This is a genomic window from Leptolyngbya subtilissima AS-A7, assembly GCF_039962255.1.
In the GTDB taxonomy this organism is placed as follows: domain Bacteria; phylum Cyanobacteriota; class Cyanobacteriia; order Phormidesmidales; family Phormidesmidaceae; genus Nodosilinea.
Genome location: NZ_JAMPKY010000012.1, coordinates 183,303 through 200,542, shown reverse-complemented (window position 1 = coordinate 200,542; position 17,240 = coordinate 183,303). Strand labels below are relative to the sequence as shown.

Genomic DNA, 17,240 nt, shown 5'->3' with positions numbered 1-17,240 from the left:
CAAAGTTTGTCTGGCGCAGCACTGGACAATTGCCACTCAGCTACGTCGGGGCCTCTTGTGAGTACAGAGGATGGGCAACTTGGCTAGCTGCGCGCAGGCAACTCTTCAACAAAAGAATGCGATTTTCATTCTCTAAAGCATCATAGCTATAGGCAGTGTACTACTCAGTTTTGAAGAAAATTACAGAGCTAGTCCAAATTGCAGCTTCGCCAGTTTAAGGCCTAGCCCACTCCCCATACTACTCAGCTACGCTGCCGCACGATGCTTTTTTACTTACAAGTCTCGCATTGGGGGCATGGTAAGAGCTGGATCAGGGAACGTATTCTGTCAAATTCAAAATCTCACTTGAAACGAATTGTTAAATACTAGTGCGTAAAAAATCGAATATTAGGGTGACACAGGTTGACAGTAGGCACGTAAATGTTAAAGCCATGCCAATTACTCGAAAGCGAAAGTTTTCTTTGGTTTGACTAACACCGTAGGCGTGCAAAATTCTACCAAGCAACAGTCCTATGCCTAAAACATGCATGACTATTGGAAATGTGCCTTGGAGTTCAGCAAATCCAAGTAGGATGAGGCAAAGAGGTACATACTCTGCGAAGTTTGACTGAACACGCATTGCACGAAGCATAATTGGGTTGCTACTGTCACCGAGCGCGATTTTGAGAGAGCGCCTCAAACGTACTACGCGGATACTTAGGATAAAAAAGACTATTCCTAAAAGAGCTGCATATATTGGAACTATATTCATGTTGATCTCTATTGTGTGGTGCAGCTTAAAAGGTGATTACTAGCATCTTAAACTTTCTGTATAAGTAATTAATATACAGAAAGTTTTCGATTAACTCTGTATTAAATAGACGTAGGTTGGGTGAAACCTAACACCTTTAGGTTACAGCAGCTAGTCATACTACGCAGTGATAGACCTAGAAGTTCAACGTTCGGCGGCCGATGACGCCTGTCTGCGCTTGCACGACCGCAAACAATGCTCTGTCTTTGGAGGCAACCCGGCGTCCGACGCGATCGCTCTCACTATGCCCCAGGCATTGCCTCTAACGCTACTCCACAAACCTAAGTCGTTACCCAAAGTCAACATGAAGCCGAGAGGTCGTATTCCCAAAACAACTACCTCTTAACCGCGCCTAAAGCTTCTTCTCCATTGTCCTTGGGTCTTTAAAGCACGTTTGAAGAACTGTCTATGTATCGCACAATAAATAGGCGGCCTTGTTGTTTTGATCTATCTATTCTCGTAACTGTCTCAGCAATTTAACAAAGGTTCAGAGGGCGTTTGAAAAGTCGGTTAAGTAGTAAAAAAGCTCACACAGTCTAGGTTGAGATTATTCAATTCATAATGCAGGCTATTGCAGGAACAAAAGCCCCCGCGCCAAATTCAGCGCAGGGGCCAAAGTCATGGACTTCAAGTGGTCAAGATCACCTACGTCGTGACGGGCTCAGCCGAGTTGAGCATAATCGCCAAGTCGTTAAAGTCGTTGTCAGACGAGTCCTCAAAACTCCAAACACCACCATTGCGCTGAATGCGAGACTCACCGATGGTAGCCAGGTTATTGATGTCACCATCTACTAGCAGCACAGGAGCGTAGTAGGTGCCGCCAGGCAAGGTTAGAGTGACATCGGTCGTTACCAGGTTGTTGACAAACAGCTCAACATTGAGCAGATTGGCGGCAATGGCGGCTTCATAGCCAGCATCCTCAGCTATGAGGCCATTTACTCGCCCCTGGGCATCGGTTGCGTAGAACTTCAGCACGTTATCAAAGGCTGCTTCGCGCGAGGCGGTCATGTTGAGGGCTACCTCCCCGTCAAAGCCGGTCAGGTCAATCAGTTCAGCCACAGGGACTAAAGAATCTGGATTGCGGGGGTCAAAGCTGTCGGCGTCAATATCTAGAGCTGATTCAAAGGCGTTGGCGACCACCGCCCAATCGACAAACTTGAAGTTGGTGCTGTTGTTTTCGAGCTGTTCACCATCTTCAATCACATTTTGCGGATCATTTGCACCGTCTTGCACCACCAGCAACCCGTTGGGGAAAGCGGAGCCCAGAGCGACGTTAGTTACATCCAACCCGTCAGACTCATTGACTTGGTCGATCAGGCCGGTATCGCCGACCGTGAAGCTGCCGAGGTATTCGTTGTTGCCAGCGCGGGAGAAGACCGCAAAGGAGTTGTTGCCCTGGCTAGACGCAATTAGGTAGCCCGTACCCTCGGCCCCGTAGTAAATCGTCAGTCCTTCAAAGTCGGGTTCTAGGAAGTCTGCGTCAATGGATTGCACTAGGGTGAAATTGCTGCCGCCATCGGGTTCGGCGTCAAATTTGAGAATGCCGACCTCGTTTTCCAGCGTGACGTAGAGCTGGCCCAGTTCCTGGTCAACTACCAGACCCTCAGACTGGGAATCGGCTGCATCCCCCGTCGGTACTGGCAAATCAATCATGCGCACCACGCGGGCATCTACGTAGGAGGCATCGGCGGGGCTGACCTGGGGTAGCAGCTCGAGCTGAGCCACCTGGTTGCCGCTGGCCTGGGTGACAAAGGCATAGAGTTTGCCGGTCACAGGGCTGAGGTAGGTGGCTAGCCCGTAGGCCGTAGCCTCGCCGTCATCCACCCCAAAGATCGAGAAAGCCGGGTCGCTGAGGGTAGGTGCCGTGAAGTCATACAGTTCGCCGGTGGTCGCGTCAATGCCGAAGACAGCGAGGGTATCGTTGGCGCGATCGCTCATCACCGCAATATCGGTTGTAAAGGAGCCGGTGGGATTGAAGGCGGGCACCTCAACGCCGTAGAGCAAATCCACGTTGTTGTAGCGGATTTCGCCATAGCCCGCAGGCAGAATAGTCTGCTGAAGTTCCCCTTGCAGATTGAACGTGGCGGCACCGCCATCCTTGAGGGTGACAATCACCCGGCTGTTGTCGGGGTCGGTAGGGTTTACCCAAATCGCTGGGTCGTCGGAGTCGCCTAGCAAAGGGGTGGTGCCGTCTTCATCGTCTACGGTCAGCGGCGTTTCGAGCACCGAAGGCACGGCGGGAATGGTGTCAAAATCAACCGCAAAGGCGAGGAACTGGGTAGATTGGGTATCGCTAAAGTTGTTGTCGCTGGCGATGATCAGCGTTTGCCGACCGTCGGCTAGGGTGGGGCCAAAGGTCAGAGCCTCTAGGTTGTCGGGAGCAATACCCAGGTCGGCTTCGATATCAAGAATCTCGCGCTTAGAAACGGCGGGATCGACTTCAAAGGGGCCAGGAGGAATGACCTCGCCGTCCTCTTCGAGAGCCTCTTCTCGGAACAGGTCAAAGACGCCCTGCACATCTAATTTGCCCTGAGAGCGCACTTCGTACAGCTTGACGGTGTTGCCCTGCCCTTCGGCAAAGGAACGCTCCAGGGCGAGGAAGGAGCCATTGTCATCAATGGCGAGCAGCTCTACCAAGCCATTGTCACTAAAGGCGGTGGCGGGCACCGGCGCGGTGGGAACGGCCTCGACTTCGTAAACGTATTCGGCGATCGCCTCGCCCCTGGCTAAGTCGTACTTCACGATGCGGCTGAGGCTGCCCTCTTCTAGATTGGCCGCAGGCCCATCTTGCGACAGAGCATTCTCTGTTGCGGTGTAGAGATACCGACCGTCGGGGCTGAGGGTGAGGCTTTCAAAGGCCAAATTGGGGCGAATGCCGCTGGCGGGTGTGGGCAAAAACTTTGCATCGATTGGCAATTCAGACAGCTGCTGACCCGCCAACGAGAACTCGTTGATAAAGGGCGCAATACCGTTGTTGACGTTGCCTTCGGAGGCAAGGTAAAGGGTGCCATCGGGCGTAAGTGCGATCGCTTCGGGGTCAAGGCTTTGGGCCGCAAAGGGATTGCCGCTAGCATCGAGCAAGGTGGTGACATCGGTAACGGCAACATCGCTCTCGTCTAGGCTGCCATCGCTGAGGTTAATGTCTAGGGTGTAGAAACGGGCCGGGCTGAGCTGGCTGCGATCGTCTGAGATGGCATAGTAAACGTTGGCTTCGGCATCGTAGGTTAAGCCCGAAAGCCCGCCTACCTGGGTGCCTTCAAACGTCAGGTCAGTGGGTAAGGTAATTTCACCCAAAAACTCTAGATCAGCCACAGTGCGTCGTCCGGTGTCTGTGACGGGCACCTCCACGTCGACGTACACCAAGCGATGGTCAGAGGTGGGAAATTCTGCCAGCGGGAAAAGGGGATCGGTGCTGGGCTGCCAGAAGACCTGAGCGTCAGTAATGGTCAAATTGTTGGATGGCAGCACATAATCGACCCGCAGGTTGCCGGGCGCAACATCAGTCGTTGGATCAGTAGGACTAAAGCCAAAGTCAGCCGTATCGAAAGCGGGATCGCCGATATGCCCTGCATTAGCACCGCCTTGACGGATAGCAGCATCGGGGCCGCCAGCGCTGCTTGGGGTAGCAGAGGTATTTACTAGAGGATCGTCGAGCAGGAGTTGGGCCGCACCGGGGATGCTGTCGCCGTCGAAGGGGTCAGAGTTTTGGTCACCCATGATGACAAACTTGGCTCCAGCAGCCAGGCCCCCTACTATGCCGTCGTCGTCGTAGATATACTCCTCGCCGTTGATGTAGTCGGCCCAGAAGCGAATTTCATCGTAGTTGCGGCGACCGTTGCGGTCCTCAGCCCCATCAAACACGGGCGGAGTGGGGTGGCTAGCCAGCACGTGGATAATTTCGCCGTCAACCTCAATGGGCAGATCGACGTGGTTTTTGGAGGAGAGGCGGAAGGCGGCGAGTTCTTCGGGGGTATACCAGCTAGCCGTATCGCCGTTGCCATCGGCATCATTGGGGTCGGCGGGTAGAAGGGCACCAGGCATGTCAGCCCAGCGAAATTCTTGAAAGGTGCGGATCTGGTCTTCGACGATGGGGTATTTGGAGTAGATCACGAAGGCAAATTGCCCCGGAAAAAAGCCGAAGCCGTAGGCGTCGTCGGGGCCGCCTACTGTGCTGTCGTTGTTGAGGTCGAGGCCAGAGGGTAAGCCAGTGTTGGAGGGAGCGGCGTAGACATAGGGATAGGCAACGGGGTCAACGCCGTTTTGGGAAACCGACAAATAATTTTCCTGAAAAAGGGCGGCGGCGTCCCCAGCTTGATCAAAGTCAAACTCGTTAATTAAAACGACCTCGGGACTGCTGCGCTGAATAATTTCTGCGATCGCCTGAGCCTGAGCATTATCTGGTGTTGATAAATCGGTAATTAACTCTCCCTCGGCGGCGCGGTTGAGGGAGGCATTAAAAGTAGCAAAGCGAATAGCCATAGGTTCTAGTTTTGGGGGACTTTGCAACGAGTTGAGACCTGGCCAGGTAGCAGAATTCCGGCGCAGCAAAGCAAGGGGCAATGCTCACAATCCCGTCACAGAGTGCGATCGCATCCTATCCGGCCTACTTGCCTTGGTGCCATTGCCTCCGTAATTCCTCTAAATTTGGAGATGACCTGACCACACCAACGCTGAGAATATCCCTAAGAAATCAAGAGCAGTTTATGGAAACTTTAATCTTGGCTTCCGAACAGCGCATCTGAAACAATCCACTCAAAACGTGTCTACATAACTTCAGGCCAATAAGTTAGGTGGGCCATCTAGTTGTTCTTCGAATGAGTGGTTATGATCCCTTCTTAAGTTTTCTTTTGCAGACTATTGGCCACAGTTTTGCCGCTCTTGCATGTGGATTCAACAACGCAACCTTAGGCAGCGTTACCGCTTCAAGCATGACAGTTCCGTACCTGCGTTGTTTTGCCTTTCTCCGCCCAGAGCCAACAAAGAGCGATAAACAATGGAATAGGGCTTGCGTTCTATTTGCTCTTGCCCCATAATTTGTCTAGACATCTATACAAATTTAAGTTGCCTTTAATCTTTGGTTAAGTGATGGTAGACACAGCCCAAGCCCAGTCAAGATCGAGCTGGATGTCGGCCTTAGCAAAGGCACCTCTGGCACTTCTGGAAGAGCGGGTCGCCACATTAGGGGCGCTGCCCGAGTATCGCTTTTTGCGATCGCCCGAAATTGGTCTGGCCATGGTGCGTGGACGCACAGAAGGCGCAGGTCAGCCCTTCAACCTGGGGGAAATGACCCTAACCCGCTGTGTTGTTCAACTGTCGCTAGCAGCTGGCGACGAGTCGATTTCGGGATTTGGTTATGTGGCGGGGCGATCGCAGCGTCATGCTGAACTCGCCGCCGTTTGTGACGCGCTGCTGCAATATTCTGACTGGCAAGCCAAGGTTCAAGCCCAGGTGATTGAGCCATTGCAGGGTGCTGCCCATAAAAAGCGGGCGGCTGAAATGGCTGAAGTGGAATCTACCCGCGTCAATTTCTTTACTCTGCTGCGAGGAGAGGCTTAAAGCAGAGCAGCACCCGTCGCTACAAAATCTAAATTTCAAGCACCCATAGTCCCTGCCCTATGCTCACGACCCAACTCCCTGGATTCAAAGACCCTGTCCATGATGCTCAGCAGACCTTTCGAGCGCTGCTAGATGCGCTGGCGCGACCGGGTATCCAGCAAACCACCGCATCTCTGACACCGCCGGAGGGGCTAAACCCTGGCTGCGCTGCGGCTTGCCTAACGCTGCTCGATTTGGAGACGACGGTATGGCTGCAGCCGGGCATTTCAGAATCAGTACGGTCTTGGCTGCTGTTTCACACCGGATGTCGGTTCACGGCTCAGCCTCAAACGGCTGATTTTGCCGTGATTGATCGGATTGAGACAATGCCTAGGTTAGAGGAATTTAACTGGGGTACAGCGGCCTATCCAGAGGCCTCGACCTCTCTGCTAATTCAGCTGCCAGCCCTACAGGGAGCAGAGTCTGCCACCCTCCATGGTCCAGGAATTCTAGACACCGTCACCATTCAAATGCCCCTAGTCGCCGACTTTTGGCAGCAGTGGCAGGCGATGACCACAAACTATCCTCTTGGGCTGGACATCTGGTGTTTTGCCGATCGCCAGGTTCTGGGCCTACCGCGCACGGCCCGGTTCGCTGGTCAGCAGGAGGGGCAGTGATGACTGTGTCGATTCGCTTAGCCACCTCTGAGGATTTGCCAGACGTGCTGCGGTTATATCACCAATCTGGTTTAGATCAGGATTGCGGCTTAAGCTTGGCCGAGGCCGAACAGTGGTTTCAGCGCATACAGCAATACCCTAACTACAGGTTGTGGGTCGCCACCCTCAAAGAGCTAGACGATAGACGGGTTGGTACGTTCGCGCTGCTAGTGATGGATAACCTGGTGCATCACGGTAGTCCCTCCGGGATTGTGGAAGGGGTTGCAGTCGATCCAGAGTTTCAAGGCCAGGGAATTGGCCAGCAGATGATGCAGTTTGCCTTTGTCCAATGTCGAGAGGCCGGTTGCTACAAGCTGAGTTTGTCGACCAATCTAAAGCGGAAGGAAGCCCACGCCTTCTATGAATCATTGGGGTTTCAGAAGCATGGCTACAGTTTTTTAGTTGAGTTGTAGATCGAGCGATAGGTTAAATTCCGGAGAGTCCTATGCCTTATGTTGCCGTCAAAGGTGGAGAACAGGCCATTCAAAACGCCGAAGCCTTGCTTAAGGCCAAACGGCGCGGCGAATTGGCTGTGCCAGAGCTATCGCTAGAGCAAATCAAGCAGCAGATGCAGCTGGCTGTGAATCGGGTGATGGCCGAGGGGAGCCTGTACGATCCAGATTTGGCTGCCCTGGCTATCAAGCAATCTTGGGGTGACTTGGTGGAGGCCGCCTTTTTACTCCGCGCCTACCGAACAACCCTACCCCGCCTCTACTACAGCGAACCGGTCGAGACCGATCGCATGCACATTCAGCGGCGCATTTCGGCGATCTTCAAAGACGCCCCCGGCGGCCAAAAGCTGGGTTCCACCTTTGATTATGTCCATCGGCTGCTCGACTTTAAACTGGCCGCCGAAAATAACCAGTTTTCAGCCCCAACCACCAAACTAGGGGATGCGATCGCCTCCACGACCGAAGCCACCCCCCGAGTGCTCAACACCCTGGCCCAGGAAGGTTTAATCGGCGCAACAAAATCAGACGATCCTGCCTGTACTCAATCCGCTACTTCTTCCGCCCAACTCCCCAACTCCTCAACTACCCAACTCCCCTCACCCCCCTTCGACATTACCCGCCAATCCCTCAGTACCCCCACCAGCCGCGATGCTCGCCTGCAAAACCTGGCTCGCGCCGATGAGGGCTTCCTGCTGTCAATGGCTTACTCTACCCAGCGGGGCTATGGCAAAAACCATCCCTTTGCGGGGGAGATTCGAGTTGGAGAAGTGGAGGTCGTGATCTGTCCCGAAGAACTGGGCTTTGAGGTTGCGATCGCAGACATCTCCGTCACCGAAGTCCAAATGGTGAACCAGTTCAAAGGTAGCAAGCAGATTCCGCCCCAGTTTACCCAGGGCTATGGCCTGACCTTTGGCTACAACGAGCGCAAGGCCATGGCCATGGCCTTAGTAGACCGAGCCTTGCAGGCCAAGGATTTAGGTGAGGCGATCGACGGGCCAGCCCAGAATGAAGAATTTGTCCTATTTCATTCCGATAACATCGAGGCCCAGGGATTTGTCCAGCACCTCAAGCTGCCCCACTACATCGACTTTCAGGCCGAGCTAAACCTGATCCGTCAGCTGCGACGCAATTACGACCAGGCTCAGGCAAAACAGGATGGTGTTGAGCCAACGTCACCCCAAGCTCCAGATTCCCCGGCATCCAGCGGCCATCCTCCATCTCCCCACAACGGGGACTCAACCCAGGTTCCCAACCTTGATCATTTATCTCCTGAGCCCCACTCCCCATCGGAGGTGCCAGCATGAATCTTCTTTTCGTCACTTCATCAACAACTACCAACCGTTGACCCATGCCCCTTTCGCCCCAGTTGCCTAGCCCCGCAAATCTGCCCGAACCTGGCTTTAACTTCGCCTACCTAGACGAACAGACCAAGCGCTCCATCCGTCGCGCCGCCCTCAAGGCGGTGGCTATTCCGGGGCATCAGATTCCCTTTAGCTCCCGTGAAATGCCCATGTCCTACGGCTGGGGAACTGGGGGGATTCAGGTAACTGCCTCAGTAATTGGCCAGACCGACACCCTGAAGGTGATTGATCAGGGCGCTGACGATACTACCAACGCCGTCAATATTCGTCGGTTCTTTCGTAAGGTCTGCGGCATTAACACCACCGAACGAACCGAGGAAGCCACGCTGATTCAAACTCGCCACCGGATTCCTGAAACACCTCTGCGGGAGGGGCAGATCATGGTCTATCAGGTGCCCATGCCAGAGCCGCTGTACTTTATTGAGCCCTCTCGTACCGAAGCCAATAAAATGCACGCGCTGGAAGAATATGGCCCCATGTATGTGCGGCTGTACGAAGATATCACCCGCTTTGGCCACATTGCCATGGCCTACGACTATCCGGTGATGGTGAACGATCGCTACTTGATGAAGCCCAGCCCGATTCCCCGGTTTGATAACCCTAAGCTGCACATGAATCCCGCTATACAGCTATTTGGTGCCGGACGAGAAAAGCGGATCTATGCCCTTCCTCCCTACACCAAGGTGAAAAGCCTTGACTTTGAGGATCACCCCTTCACCGTTGAAACCTGGGATCAACCCTGCGAATTTTGCGGCGCGACGGACACCTATCTAGATGAGGTGGTCACCGATGACCAGGGCAGTCGCCTGTGGATTTGCTCTGATACGGACTACTGCAATCAGCGTCAGCAAAATAATCATTTGTCGGCCCCCACACTAAGTTGAAAAATAACGCAGCCCCATGCAGCCACTATTAACTATCGATAACCTCAGCAAAACCTACAATTCAATTTGTGCCTGCGATCGCATTTCCTTTGATCTTTACCCTGGCCAAGTTCTAGGCATCATTGGCGAATCTGGCTCCGGAAAAAGTACGTTACTAAATGCCATTGCTGGTCATATTTCAGTAGATGCGGGGGAGATTGTTTATTGCGATCGCAGCGGTCAACCCATTAACCTGCGCACTCTGCCGGAAGTTCATCACCGCAAGCTGATGAAAACCGAATGGGGTTTTGTGCAGCAAAATCCCCGCGATGGGCTGCGCATGACCGTCACTGCCGGAGCCAATATCGGTGAGCGTTTGCTCGATGTGGGAGAACGCCACTACGGCAATATTCGCTCCGAGGCCATCGAGTGGCTGAGCCAGGTAGAAATTCCCCACAGCCGCATGGATGACTTGCCAAGTACCTTTTCTGGTGGTATGCAGCAGCGACTTCAGCTCGCCCGCATTCTGGTGACGCAGCCGAGGCTAGTGCTGATGGATGAGCCAACAGGCGGGTTAGACGTTTCCGTGCAAGCCAAACTACTGGATTTGATGCGATCGCTGGTCCGCACGCTCCATCTCAGCGTCATCTTGGTGACCCACGATATCGGTGTGGTCAGGCTTTTAGCCCATCGGCTGATGGTGATGCAAAACGGTCAGGTGGTCGAAACCGGGCTGACCGACCAAGTGCTCGATGACCCCCACCATCCCTACACGCAGCAGTTGGTGAGTGCCACCCTCATGCCCTAGGGAACATGCCGCCTGCCGTTCTGCTGTTATTGACACCCTCGAACTATGACTCAATCGCTATTGTCAAATCATTCCACAGCGCCAGTTTCGCCGCCCACTGGGGCTATGCTCCGGGCTGAGGGGCTTTACAAGAGCTTCGTGCTGCACCATCAAGGAGGAGCTTGTATTCCGGTTTTAGAGGGGGTTTCCCTCACGGTGCAGGCTGGTGAGTGTGTGGCGCTCCAGGGGCCATCGGGCTCAGGCAAATCGACGTTGATGCGATCGCTGTACGCGAACTACCGCATCGATAAGGGCTCGATTTGGGTGAACCATCAGGGCGACTGGGCTGATTTGCCCCAGCTCCCCCCCCACCAGCTGCTAGAGGTGCGGCAGCACACCGTGGGCTACGTCAGCCAATTTCTCAGAGTGATTCCCCGGGTACCGGCGCTAGAAGTGGCCGCAGAACCCCTGATGGATTTGGGTATGGATCCCGAAATCGCCTACGACAAAATTCGGCTGCTCTTCACTCAACTGAACTTGTCAGAGCGACTGTGGCAGCTGTCTCCTACCACGTTTTCCGGCGGCGAAAAGCAGCGGGTGAATATTGCTCGGGCCTTTTCCGTCAACTACCCAATTTTGCTGTTGGATGAGCCGACTTCTGCTTTAGATGCTGCCAATCGTGAGGTCGTTATGCAGCTAATTGAAGACCGTAAAGCCCAGGGCTGTGCCATGGTCGGCATTTTTCACGATGACGAAGTCAGAGAGCGGGTCTGCGATCGCGTTCTCCAATTTTAGAGACCTTAGGCCTGCGATAACGCCCAGTTAATCTTGGTCCGGTATGAGTATAGACGTCTATATGTCTCCAATGCGTATCCCCATGACCGAAGCTATTTTCACCAACTACCGCTTGCAGCTGCCTGATGAAGAGGTTCTCGGTACGCTAATCGTGCGGGATGGAATCATTGCCGAGGTGCAGCCCGGCGTTGTTTCCCAGGGACACAACGGCTACGGCGATTATTTGCTGCCCGGATTAGTAGAACTGCATACGGATAACTTTGAGCAGCGGCTGTCGCCCCGACCCAAGGTGCGTTGGCCGATGGATGTTGCTGCGGTATACCACGATCGAGATTTAGCGGCGGCTGGCATTACCACGGTTTGTGATGCGATCGCGGTGGGTGACATCACGCCGACATCCATGCGCATGACCCAGTTTGGCCCGATGATCAATACAATTCACCAAGGCCAAATTGACGGGCGCTTTGCGGTAGACCATCGCCTCCACCTGCGCTGTGAACTGGGCTACGAGCACGTGCATGAGGTGGCCGCCACCTACGCCGATCATCCGCTACTGTCGCTCATCTCGCTGATGGATCACACCCCTGGTCAGCGGCAGTTTGCCCAGGTCGAGAAGTACAAAGAGTATTACCAGGGCAAACATGGCGTGGGTTCTGATGAAATAGAAGATTTCATTCAAGCCCGCATAGAAGCTCAGCAGCGCCATGCCGATGAGAACCGCCGCAAGCTCGTAGACCTCACCCAGAAGCATCAGATTTGCCTCGCCAGCCATGACGATGCCACCCCTGAGCATGTGCAGGAAGCTTTGCAGGACGGAGCCGAAATTGCCGAGTTCCCCACCACCCTCGATGCCGCTAAAGAAGCTCATCTCCACGGCCTCCAGGTGTTGATGGGCGCGCCAAATCTGATCCTGGGCCAGTCTCACTCTGGCAACGTTTCCGCCATAGAGCTGATCGAGCGAGACTTAGTCGATATCATCTCATCGGACTATGTGCCCCAGAGTTTGCTGCAGGCGATGTTCTTGATCGCCCAGCAGCAGCCGTTATACAAAGCTATGCAGCTATTTACTTCAAACCCCGCCAAAGCCATTGGTCTGGATGGCGATCGCGGCAGCCTCGAAGTTGGCAAACGCGCTGACTTTGTCACCGTTCACCACGACGGCGTTGTGCCCCGCTTTACCTCCGTCCGCCGCCAGGGCCAGCGCATCGCCTAGCAACATCCCATTACTCTTCCCTCCCGCCCTTCTGCCATGAAACATCCTCTCTCGACACCCAAACTGGCTCTACAGGGCGCAACGGTGCTGACGCCAACCGGATGGCTAGACTCGGCAACGGTGCTGATTGAAGATGGAAAATTTGTCGCCGTCGATCAAACGGCCAAACCCAGTGGCTATGTTGCGATCGATGTCACCGGCCTGCACCTCCTGCCTGGCATTGTTGATATCCACGGCGATGCGTTTGAGCGCATGATTTGCCCTCGGCCTGGGGTCAATTTACCGTTGGATATGGCCCTGGTGGAGAACGAGCTGGCTTTGCTGGGAGCCGGGATTACTACATTTTTCTACTCCATCACCGACTCCTTTGAGCCGGGGCTTCGCAGCCGGGAGATGGCGCGGCAGCTGATTAACCAAATTTCGGCACCTGATCATGGCCTGCGGGTCGATAGTCGCATTCACATTCGCCACGAGCAAGCCAATACCGCTGATTATGACGAACTGTGCGGCTGGCTAGAAACTCGCAAAGTCACGCTGCTTTCCCTCAATAACCACCTCCCGCCTACGACCGATGATGAAACTATACGGCGATATACGCAGGGGCTACGTCAACGGCTAAAGCTTTCCGAAGCCGACATTCTGGCCCTAGTTCAGGCTGCCTATCCCCGCCAAGAGGAAGGCCTAGCTCAGTTTGAAGACTTGGTGCAGCGCTGTCATGATTTGGGCATTCCGGTAGCCTCCCACGACGATGAAACGGCAGCCGATGTGGCTAAAAGCCGAGAGCGGGGAGTTGCGATCGCAGAATTCCCGGCCTCTATCCCGCTGGCAGAGGCATCCCGTGCCTACGGAGCCGCTGTCTTGATGGGAGCCCCCAATCTGGTGCGGGGTGGTTCCCATGTCGGCTATATGAGTGTTGCCGCAGCGGCCCAATCTCAAGTTTTAGACTGCCTCTGTTCTGACTACCACTATCCCTCTCTATTCCATGCCCCTTTTCTACTGGCTGAAAAAGAACTGATGCCCTTTGAGCAGGCATGGAAGTGCGTTTCCGAATATCCGGCTAAAGCCGCCAAAATTGGCGACCAAAAAGGCAAAATTGCCCCTGGCTACGATGCCGATTTTCTCTTGCTGACTCCCGATCGCACTTTACCCAGCGCCATTCGGGCTGTCTACATCAATGGTCTGCCGGTTAAACAATCCCTCTAATTTTTCAATCCTATGCCCCATAATCTCGCGACTCTGCTCGATCTCTATCGCCAACGGGGTCAAGCCCAATACGGTGGCGAAGCTGTCAGCCAGTTCGAACACGCCCTCCAGTGTGCCACCTTGGCTGAACAAGCTGAGCAATCTCCTGAGATGATTGCAGCCTGCCTGTTCCACGATCTAGGGCACCTGATCCATCACTTGGGGGATGATCCGGCACTGCGCGGCCTTGACGATCGCCATGAACAGCGAGCGATCCCCGTTTTAGAACAGCTGTTCCCAGCGGCGGTAACCCTGCCAATTCAGCTCCATGTCGCCGCCAAACGCTACCTCTGTGCCGTAGATGAAGCTTACTGGGACTCTTTATCGGTGACTTCCAAACGTAGTCTAGAGCTTCAGGGTGGTGTTTTTTCCCCAGCTGCCGCCACTGCCTTTATTCAGCAGCCCTACGCAGAACAGGCCGTACAACTGCGCCGCTGGGATGATTTGGCGAAAGTGCCTAACCAAGACACCCCAGACTTAGAGCATTTTCTACCTTGCCTACAGCAAGCCTGCCAACCGGCGGATGCGCCATGACACTGATTGCTCAAATTAGCGATTTGCATGTGCAGTCGGCAGGCGCACTGGCCTACGGCGTTGTGGATACTAACTCACTGGTGCAGGCTGCGATCGCCCATCTCAACCAGCTGAACCCCCAGCCTGATTTGGTCGTTGCTACAGGCGATTTAGTCCAGCAGGGCACTGTGGCCGACTATCAACAGTTGAGAGAGCTGCTGGCAAACCTACGCGCTCCAATTTATCTAATGCCTGGAAACCATGATCAGGGGGCAAACCTGCAGCAGGCATTTGCTGATCATCGCTATCTGTCTAGCTCTATGGATCATCTGAGCTATGTCGTAGACGATTATCCAATCCGCCTGATTATGCTAGACAACACCCTGCCTGGGGAAAAGTCGGGCAAACTGGATGCTCAGCGGCTAGCGTGGCTAGAGACCCAACTGATAAGAGCCCCTAAGACCCCCACCTTGCTCTTCATGCATCACCCCCCGTTTATAACCGGCATTCCCTGGATGGATCGACGTAGGTTAGAAGGCCGCGATGCTTTAGCCGCCTTGATTGCCCAACACAGCCAGGTTGAGCGGGTTAGCTGTGGCCACCTGCATCGGGTGATGTATTGTCGCTGGGCTGGCACTATCGCTAGCACCCAGCCCAGTCTGGTTCATCAGGGTTTCCTAGATCTACAGCCCGATGCAGTCAGCCAGTTTGTCATGGAACCCCCGGCCTATCAGCTCCACATGTGGGGAAATGGTAGTTTGGTTTCCCATACGGTATTTGTCGGCAACTTTGATGGCCCTTATCGGTTTTCCGATGGTCAAAAAACAACCGAGCCGACCCATTCAACCAGAACCATCTCCGTTCCCCCTAAGAGGCTATGACCTTACTCCAAAGAAGTGAACATTCCCAAAGAGTCGACAGCGAAGGCGAATGTTCAGAAGATCTAAAAGCCCTTGAACTAAACGAGGCGTGAGCAGCTGACACAACCTACCTCTAGACGATTGGCTGTAGCTGGCGGTCATTCTTGACCTGTTCTCTAAACGGGCGGTGGGATGGTCGATGACAGAGCACATGCGCATTGAGTTGGTGCTGACTACTTTAGAGGTGGCATTAGGGCAACGCTAATTCGCTCTATCCGGGTTGCTGTTTTATTCTGACTGAGGCCCTCAATAGGCCAGTGGAGAGTACCAGGTTACACTTATAGCAGGCTACAATAATGGGGAGTATGACCATCGAGACAGTTGTTAGGATAATACCTTGGCGGAAAAGTTTTTTGCAGTCTCAAAGCCGAGTTAATTCATCCCAAAATCTTTTCGAATTGTGCCCTTACCCACACAGTTCCCGAATGAATAGAGGTCCTTTAAACCGATAGCAGAAAGCGGGTGATCGGACTCGAACCGACGACATTCAGCTTGGGAAGCTGACGTTCTACCACTGAACTACACCCGCAAGGATGCCACTGAGCAAGCAGTGTTGCTAGCGAAATTTCATTATACGATTATTTGCTCAAGGTATATTCCTTTGTCGAAGTTTTTGATCCAGCAGGCGGGCTGGAGCTAAAGGGGAACTGCTAAAACGGCTCAAGAACTTTGCGATCGCTCTATTCATCCAGGCAATGTAGGTAAACAACCCCGGCATCACCAGGGTTAGAGGTGGTAAAGCTCCTAGCGCTGCGAGCGTCGTGGAGCTGCGGGTTTCTCTCGCAGCTCCTAGTTTCAGGGCGACCTGCACCAACCCGGTGAGGGTCGCAATCGAGGTCATTAGTAATGAGGTGTGATCAACCCTGCTCATCGATGAACCAGCTGTGGTCGCCAGAGGGGCAGAAGAATAGAGATTCTGCGCAGTCGCGCCCTTTGGCTAGCGGCTAGATAGGTTACGAAATATTGATTTCTCCGTGATGGCTTAATGCCTCGTAGCCTTGGGATCGCTTGATATATCTAGGGAATTACTTCCTCAACCAGTTTCCAGGGGCCAAGCTCATGATTTTTACTGATTTGAATCACACACCTGAATAGGGAAGGTTTGGTCTAATAGCATAGATATATACTGCGTGAGCTTTGTTCACCCCGTCGTCACTGCTCTCTCACGCCAACGGCTCGACTCTTAACAAGGCAGGTCTTGGGAATGTTTAACGCCACCGAAATCCTTATCAGTGACTTTGTCGACAAGCTGCGGGTGGGCTACCACCGCACCTACGGCGGCCAAAACCCCGACTATGAAGACATCATTGCCTGGGCGGGCAGCATGGCGCTCGAAAACATCGCCAACAGCGACGCGCTTTACCACAACGTTGAGCACACCGTTTTAGTTGCCCTAGTGGGACAAGAGATTTTGCGGGGCAAGCACATTCGCGAAGGCGGCGTCACCTGCAAAGACTGGATGCACTTCATCATTTCCCTCGTCTGCCATGACATTGGCTACGTAAAAGGAGTTTGCCGCAGTGACCAAGACCGCAACCACCTCTACGCCACAGGTCAGGGTGACGAAATGGTCATGCTCCAGCCCGGTGCCTCCGATGCCTCCCTTACCCCCTACCACGTCGATCGGGGCAAGCGATTCATTGAAGAACGCTTTGGCGGTAACCCAGTGATTGAGGCCGACGCCATCAAGCGCAATATTGAGCTGACCCGCTTTCCGGTACCCAAAGAAGAAGATCACCAAGATACCCAACACTTTCCTGGTCTGGTGCGGGCGGCCGACCTAATCGGCCAGCTCAGCGACCCCCGCTATCTAAAGAAAATTGGGGCGCTGTACTACGAGTTTGAGGAAACGGGTCAGAACAAGTACCTGAGCTACGATCATCCCGGCGATCTACGGGCTAACTACCCTAAGTTTTACTGGAATGTGGTGCATCCCTATATCCAGGATGGGCTGCGTTATCTGTCGCTCACCCAAGAAGGTAAGCAAATAATTGCTAACCTCTATTCAAATGTGTTTATGGTGGAGAACGAGCAAACCGTAATCCACACCTGA

General features: G+C 53.8%; 14 protein-coding genes and 1 tRNA gene. 12 read left to right on the top strand and 3 right to left on the bottom strand.

Features of this window, described 5'->3' with window-relative positions; genetic code table 11:
* Positions 1-358: 358 nt before the first annotated feature.
* Complete coding sequence (locus tag NC979_RS23520; protein WP_190520031.1) at positions 359-751, bottom strand: MAPEG family protein; 393 nt, start codon at positions 749-751, stop codon at positions 359-361.
* Between the two features lie 684 nt (positions 752-1,435).
* Complete coding sequence (locus NC979_RS23515; RefSeq protein WP_190520029.1) at positions 1,436-5,269, bottom strand: phytase; 3,834 nt, start codon at positions 5,267-5,269, stop codon at positions 1,436-1,438.
* Positions 5,270-5,875: 606 nt separating this feature from the next.
* On the opposite strand from NC979_RS23515, the gene phnG reads away from it, so the two are divergent.
* From phnG to NC979_RS23460, 11 genes are all read left to right on the top strand, one after another.
* Positions 5,876-6,346 (top strand): phosphonate C-P lyase system protein PhnG, encoded by a 471-nt coding sequence (gene phnG, locus NC979_RS23510; protein WP_190520027.1) that lies wholly within the window; start codon positions 5,876-5,878, stop codon positions 6,344-6,346.
* 59 nt (positions 6,347-6,405) lie between these two features.
* Entirely contained in the window at positions 6,406-7,002 is a 597-nt protein-coding gene (gene phnH / locus NC979_RS23505; protein WP_190520024.1) for a phosphonate C-P lyase system protein PhnH, read from the top strand.
* Positions 7,002-7,454: a GNAT family N-acetyltransferase gene (locus NC979_RS23500; protein ID WP_190520022.1), complete on the top strand. Its 453-nt coding sequence runs from the start codon at positions 7,002-7,004 to the stop codon at positions 7,452-7,454. The genes phnH and NC979_RS23500 overlap by 1 nt, the downstream gene beginning before the upstream one ends.
* A 32-nt stretch (positions 7,455-7,486) precedes the next feature.
* The gene (locus tag NC979_RS23495) at positions 7,487-8,797 is read left to right on the top strand and encodes a carbon-phosphorus lyase complex subunit (protein WP_190520020.1); all 1,311 of its coding nucleotides are present in this window, start codon (positions 7,487-7,489) and stop codon (positions 8,795-8,797) included.
* A 44-nt stretch (positions 8,798-8,841) separates the two neighbouring features.
* Positions 8,842-9,738, top strand: a complete 897-nt coding sequence (locus NC979_RS23490) for an alpha-D-ribose 1-methylphosphonate 5-phosphate C-P-lyase PhnJ (RefSeq protein WP_190520018.1) — start codon at positions 8,842-8,844, stop codon at positions 9,736-9,738.
* Positions 9,739-9,754: 16 nt separating this feature from the next.
* Entirely contained in the window at positions 9,755-10,525 is a 771-nt protein-coding gene (gene phnK / locus NC979_RS23485) for a phosphonate C-P lyase system protein PhnK (protein WP_190520016.1), read from the top strand.
* Between the two features lie 45 nt (positions 10,526-10,570).
* On the top strand, positions 10,571-11,299 hold the full coding sequence (phnL, locus tag NC979_RS23480) for a phosphonate C-P lyase system protein PhnL (RefSeq protein WP_190520014.1): 729 nt from the start codon (positions 10,571-10,573) through the stop codon (positions 11,297-11,299).
* Positions 11,300-11,381: 82 nt separating this feature from the next.
* The gene (locus tag NC979_RS23475) at positions 11,382-12,512 is read left to right on the top strand and encodes an alpha-D-ribose 1-methylphosphonate 5-triphosphate diphosphatase (RefSeq protein WP_190520013.1); all 1,131 of its coding nucleotides are present in this window, start codon (positions 11,382-11,384) and stop codon (positions 12,510-12,512) included.
* A 36-nt stretch (positions 12,513-12,548) separates the two neighbouring features.
* Positions 12,549-13,715, top strand: coding sequence for an alpha-D-ribose 1-methylphosphonate 5-triphosphate diphosphatase (locus NC979_RS23470; protein ID WP_190520011.1), 1,167 nt, complete (start codon positions 12,549-12,551; stop codon positions 13,713-13,715).
* A 12-nt stretch (positions 13,716-13,727) separates the two neighbouring features.
* Positions 13,728-14,288, top strand: coding sequence for a phosphonate degradation HD-domain oxygenase (locus tag NC979_RS23465; RefSeq protein ID WP_190520009.1), 561 nt, complete (start codon positions 13,728-13,730; stop codon positions 14,286-14,288).
* Complete coding sequence (locus NC979_RS23460) at positions 14,285-15,148, top strand: phosphodiesterase (RefSeq protein WP_190520006.1); 864 nt, start codon at positions 14,285-14,287, stop codon at positions 15,146-15,148. Before NC979_RS23465 ends, NC979_RS23460 begins: the two co-directional genes overlap by 4 nt.
* 496 nt (positions 15,149-15,644) lie before the next feature.
* On the opposite strand, the gene NC979_RS23455 is transcribed toward NC979_RS23460, so the two are convergent.
* A tRNA-Gly gene (locus tag NC979_RS23455) sits at positions 15,645-15,716 on the bottom strand.
* Positions 15,717-16,391: 675 nt separating this feature from the next.
* Here NC979_RS23455 and NC979_RS23450 point away from each other — a divergent pair.
* Positions 16,392-17,240, top strand: coding sequence for an Npun_R2479 family HD domain-containing metalloprotein (locus tag NC979_RS23450; RefSeq protein WP_073607346.1), 849 nt, complete (start codon positions 16,392-16,394; stop codon positions 17,238-17,240).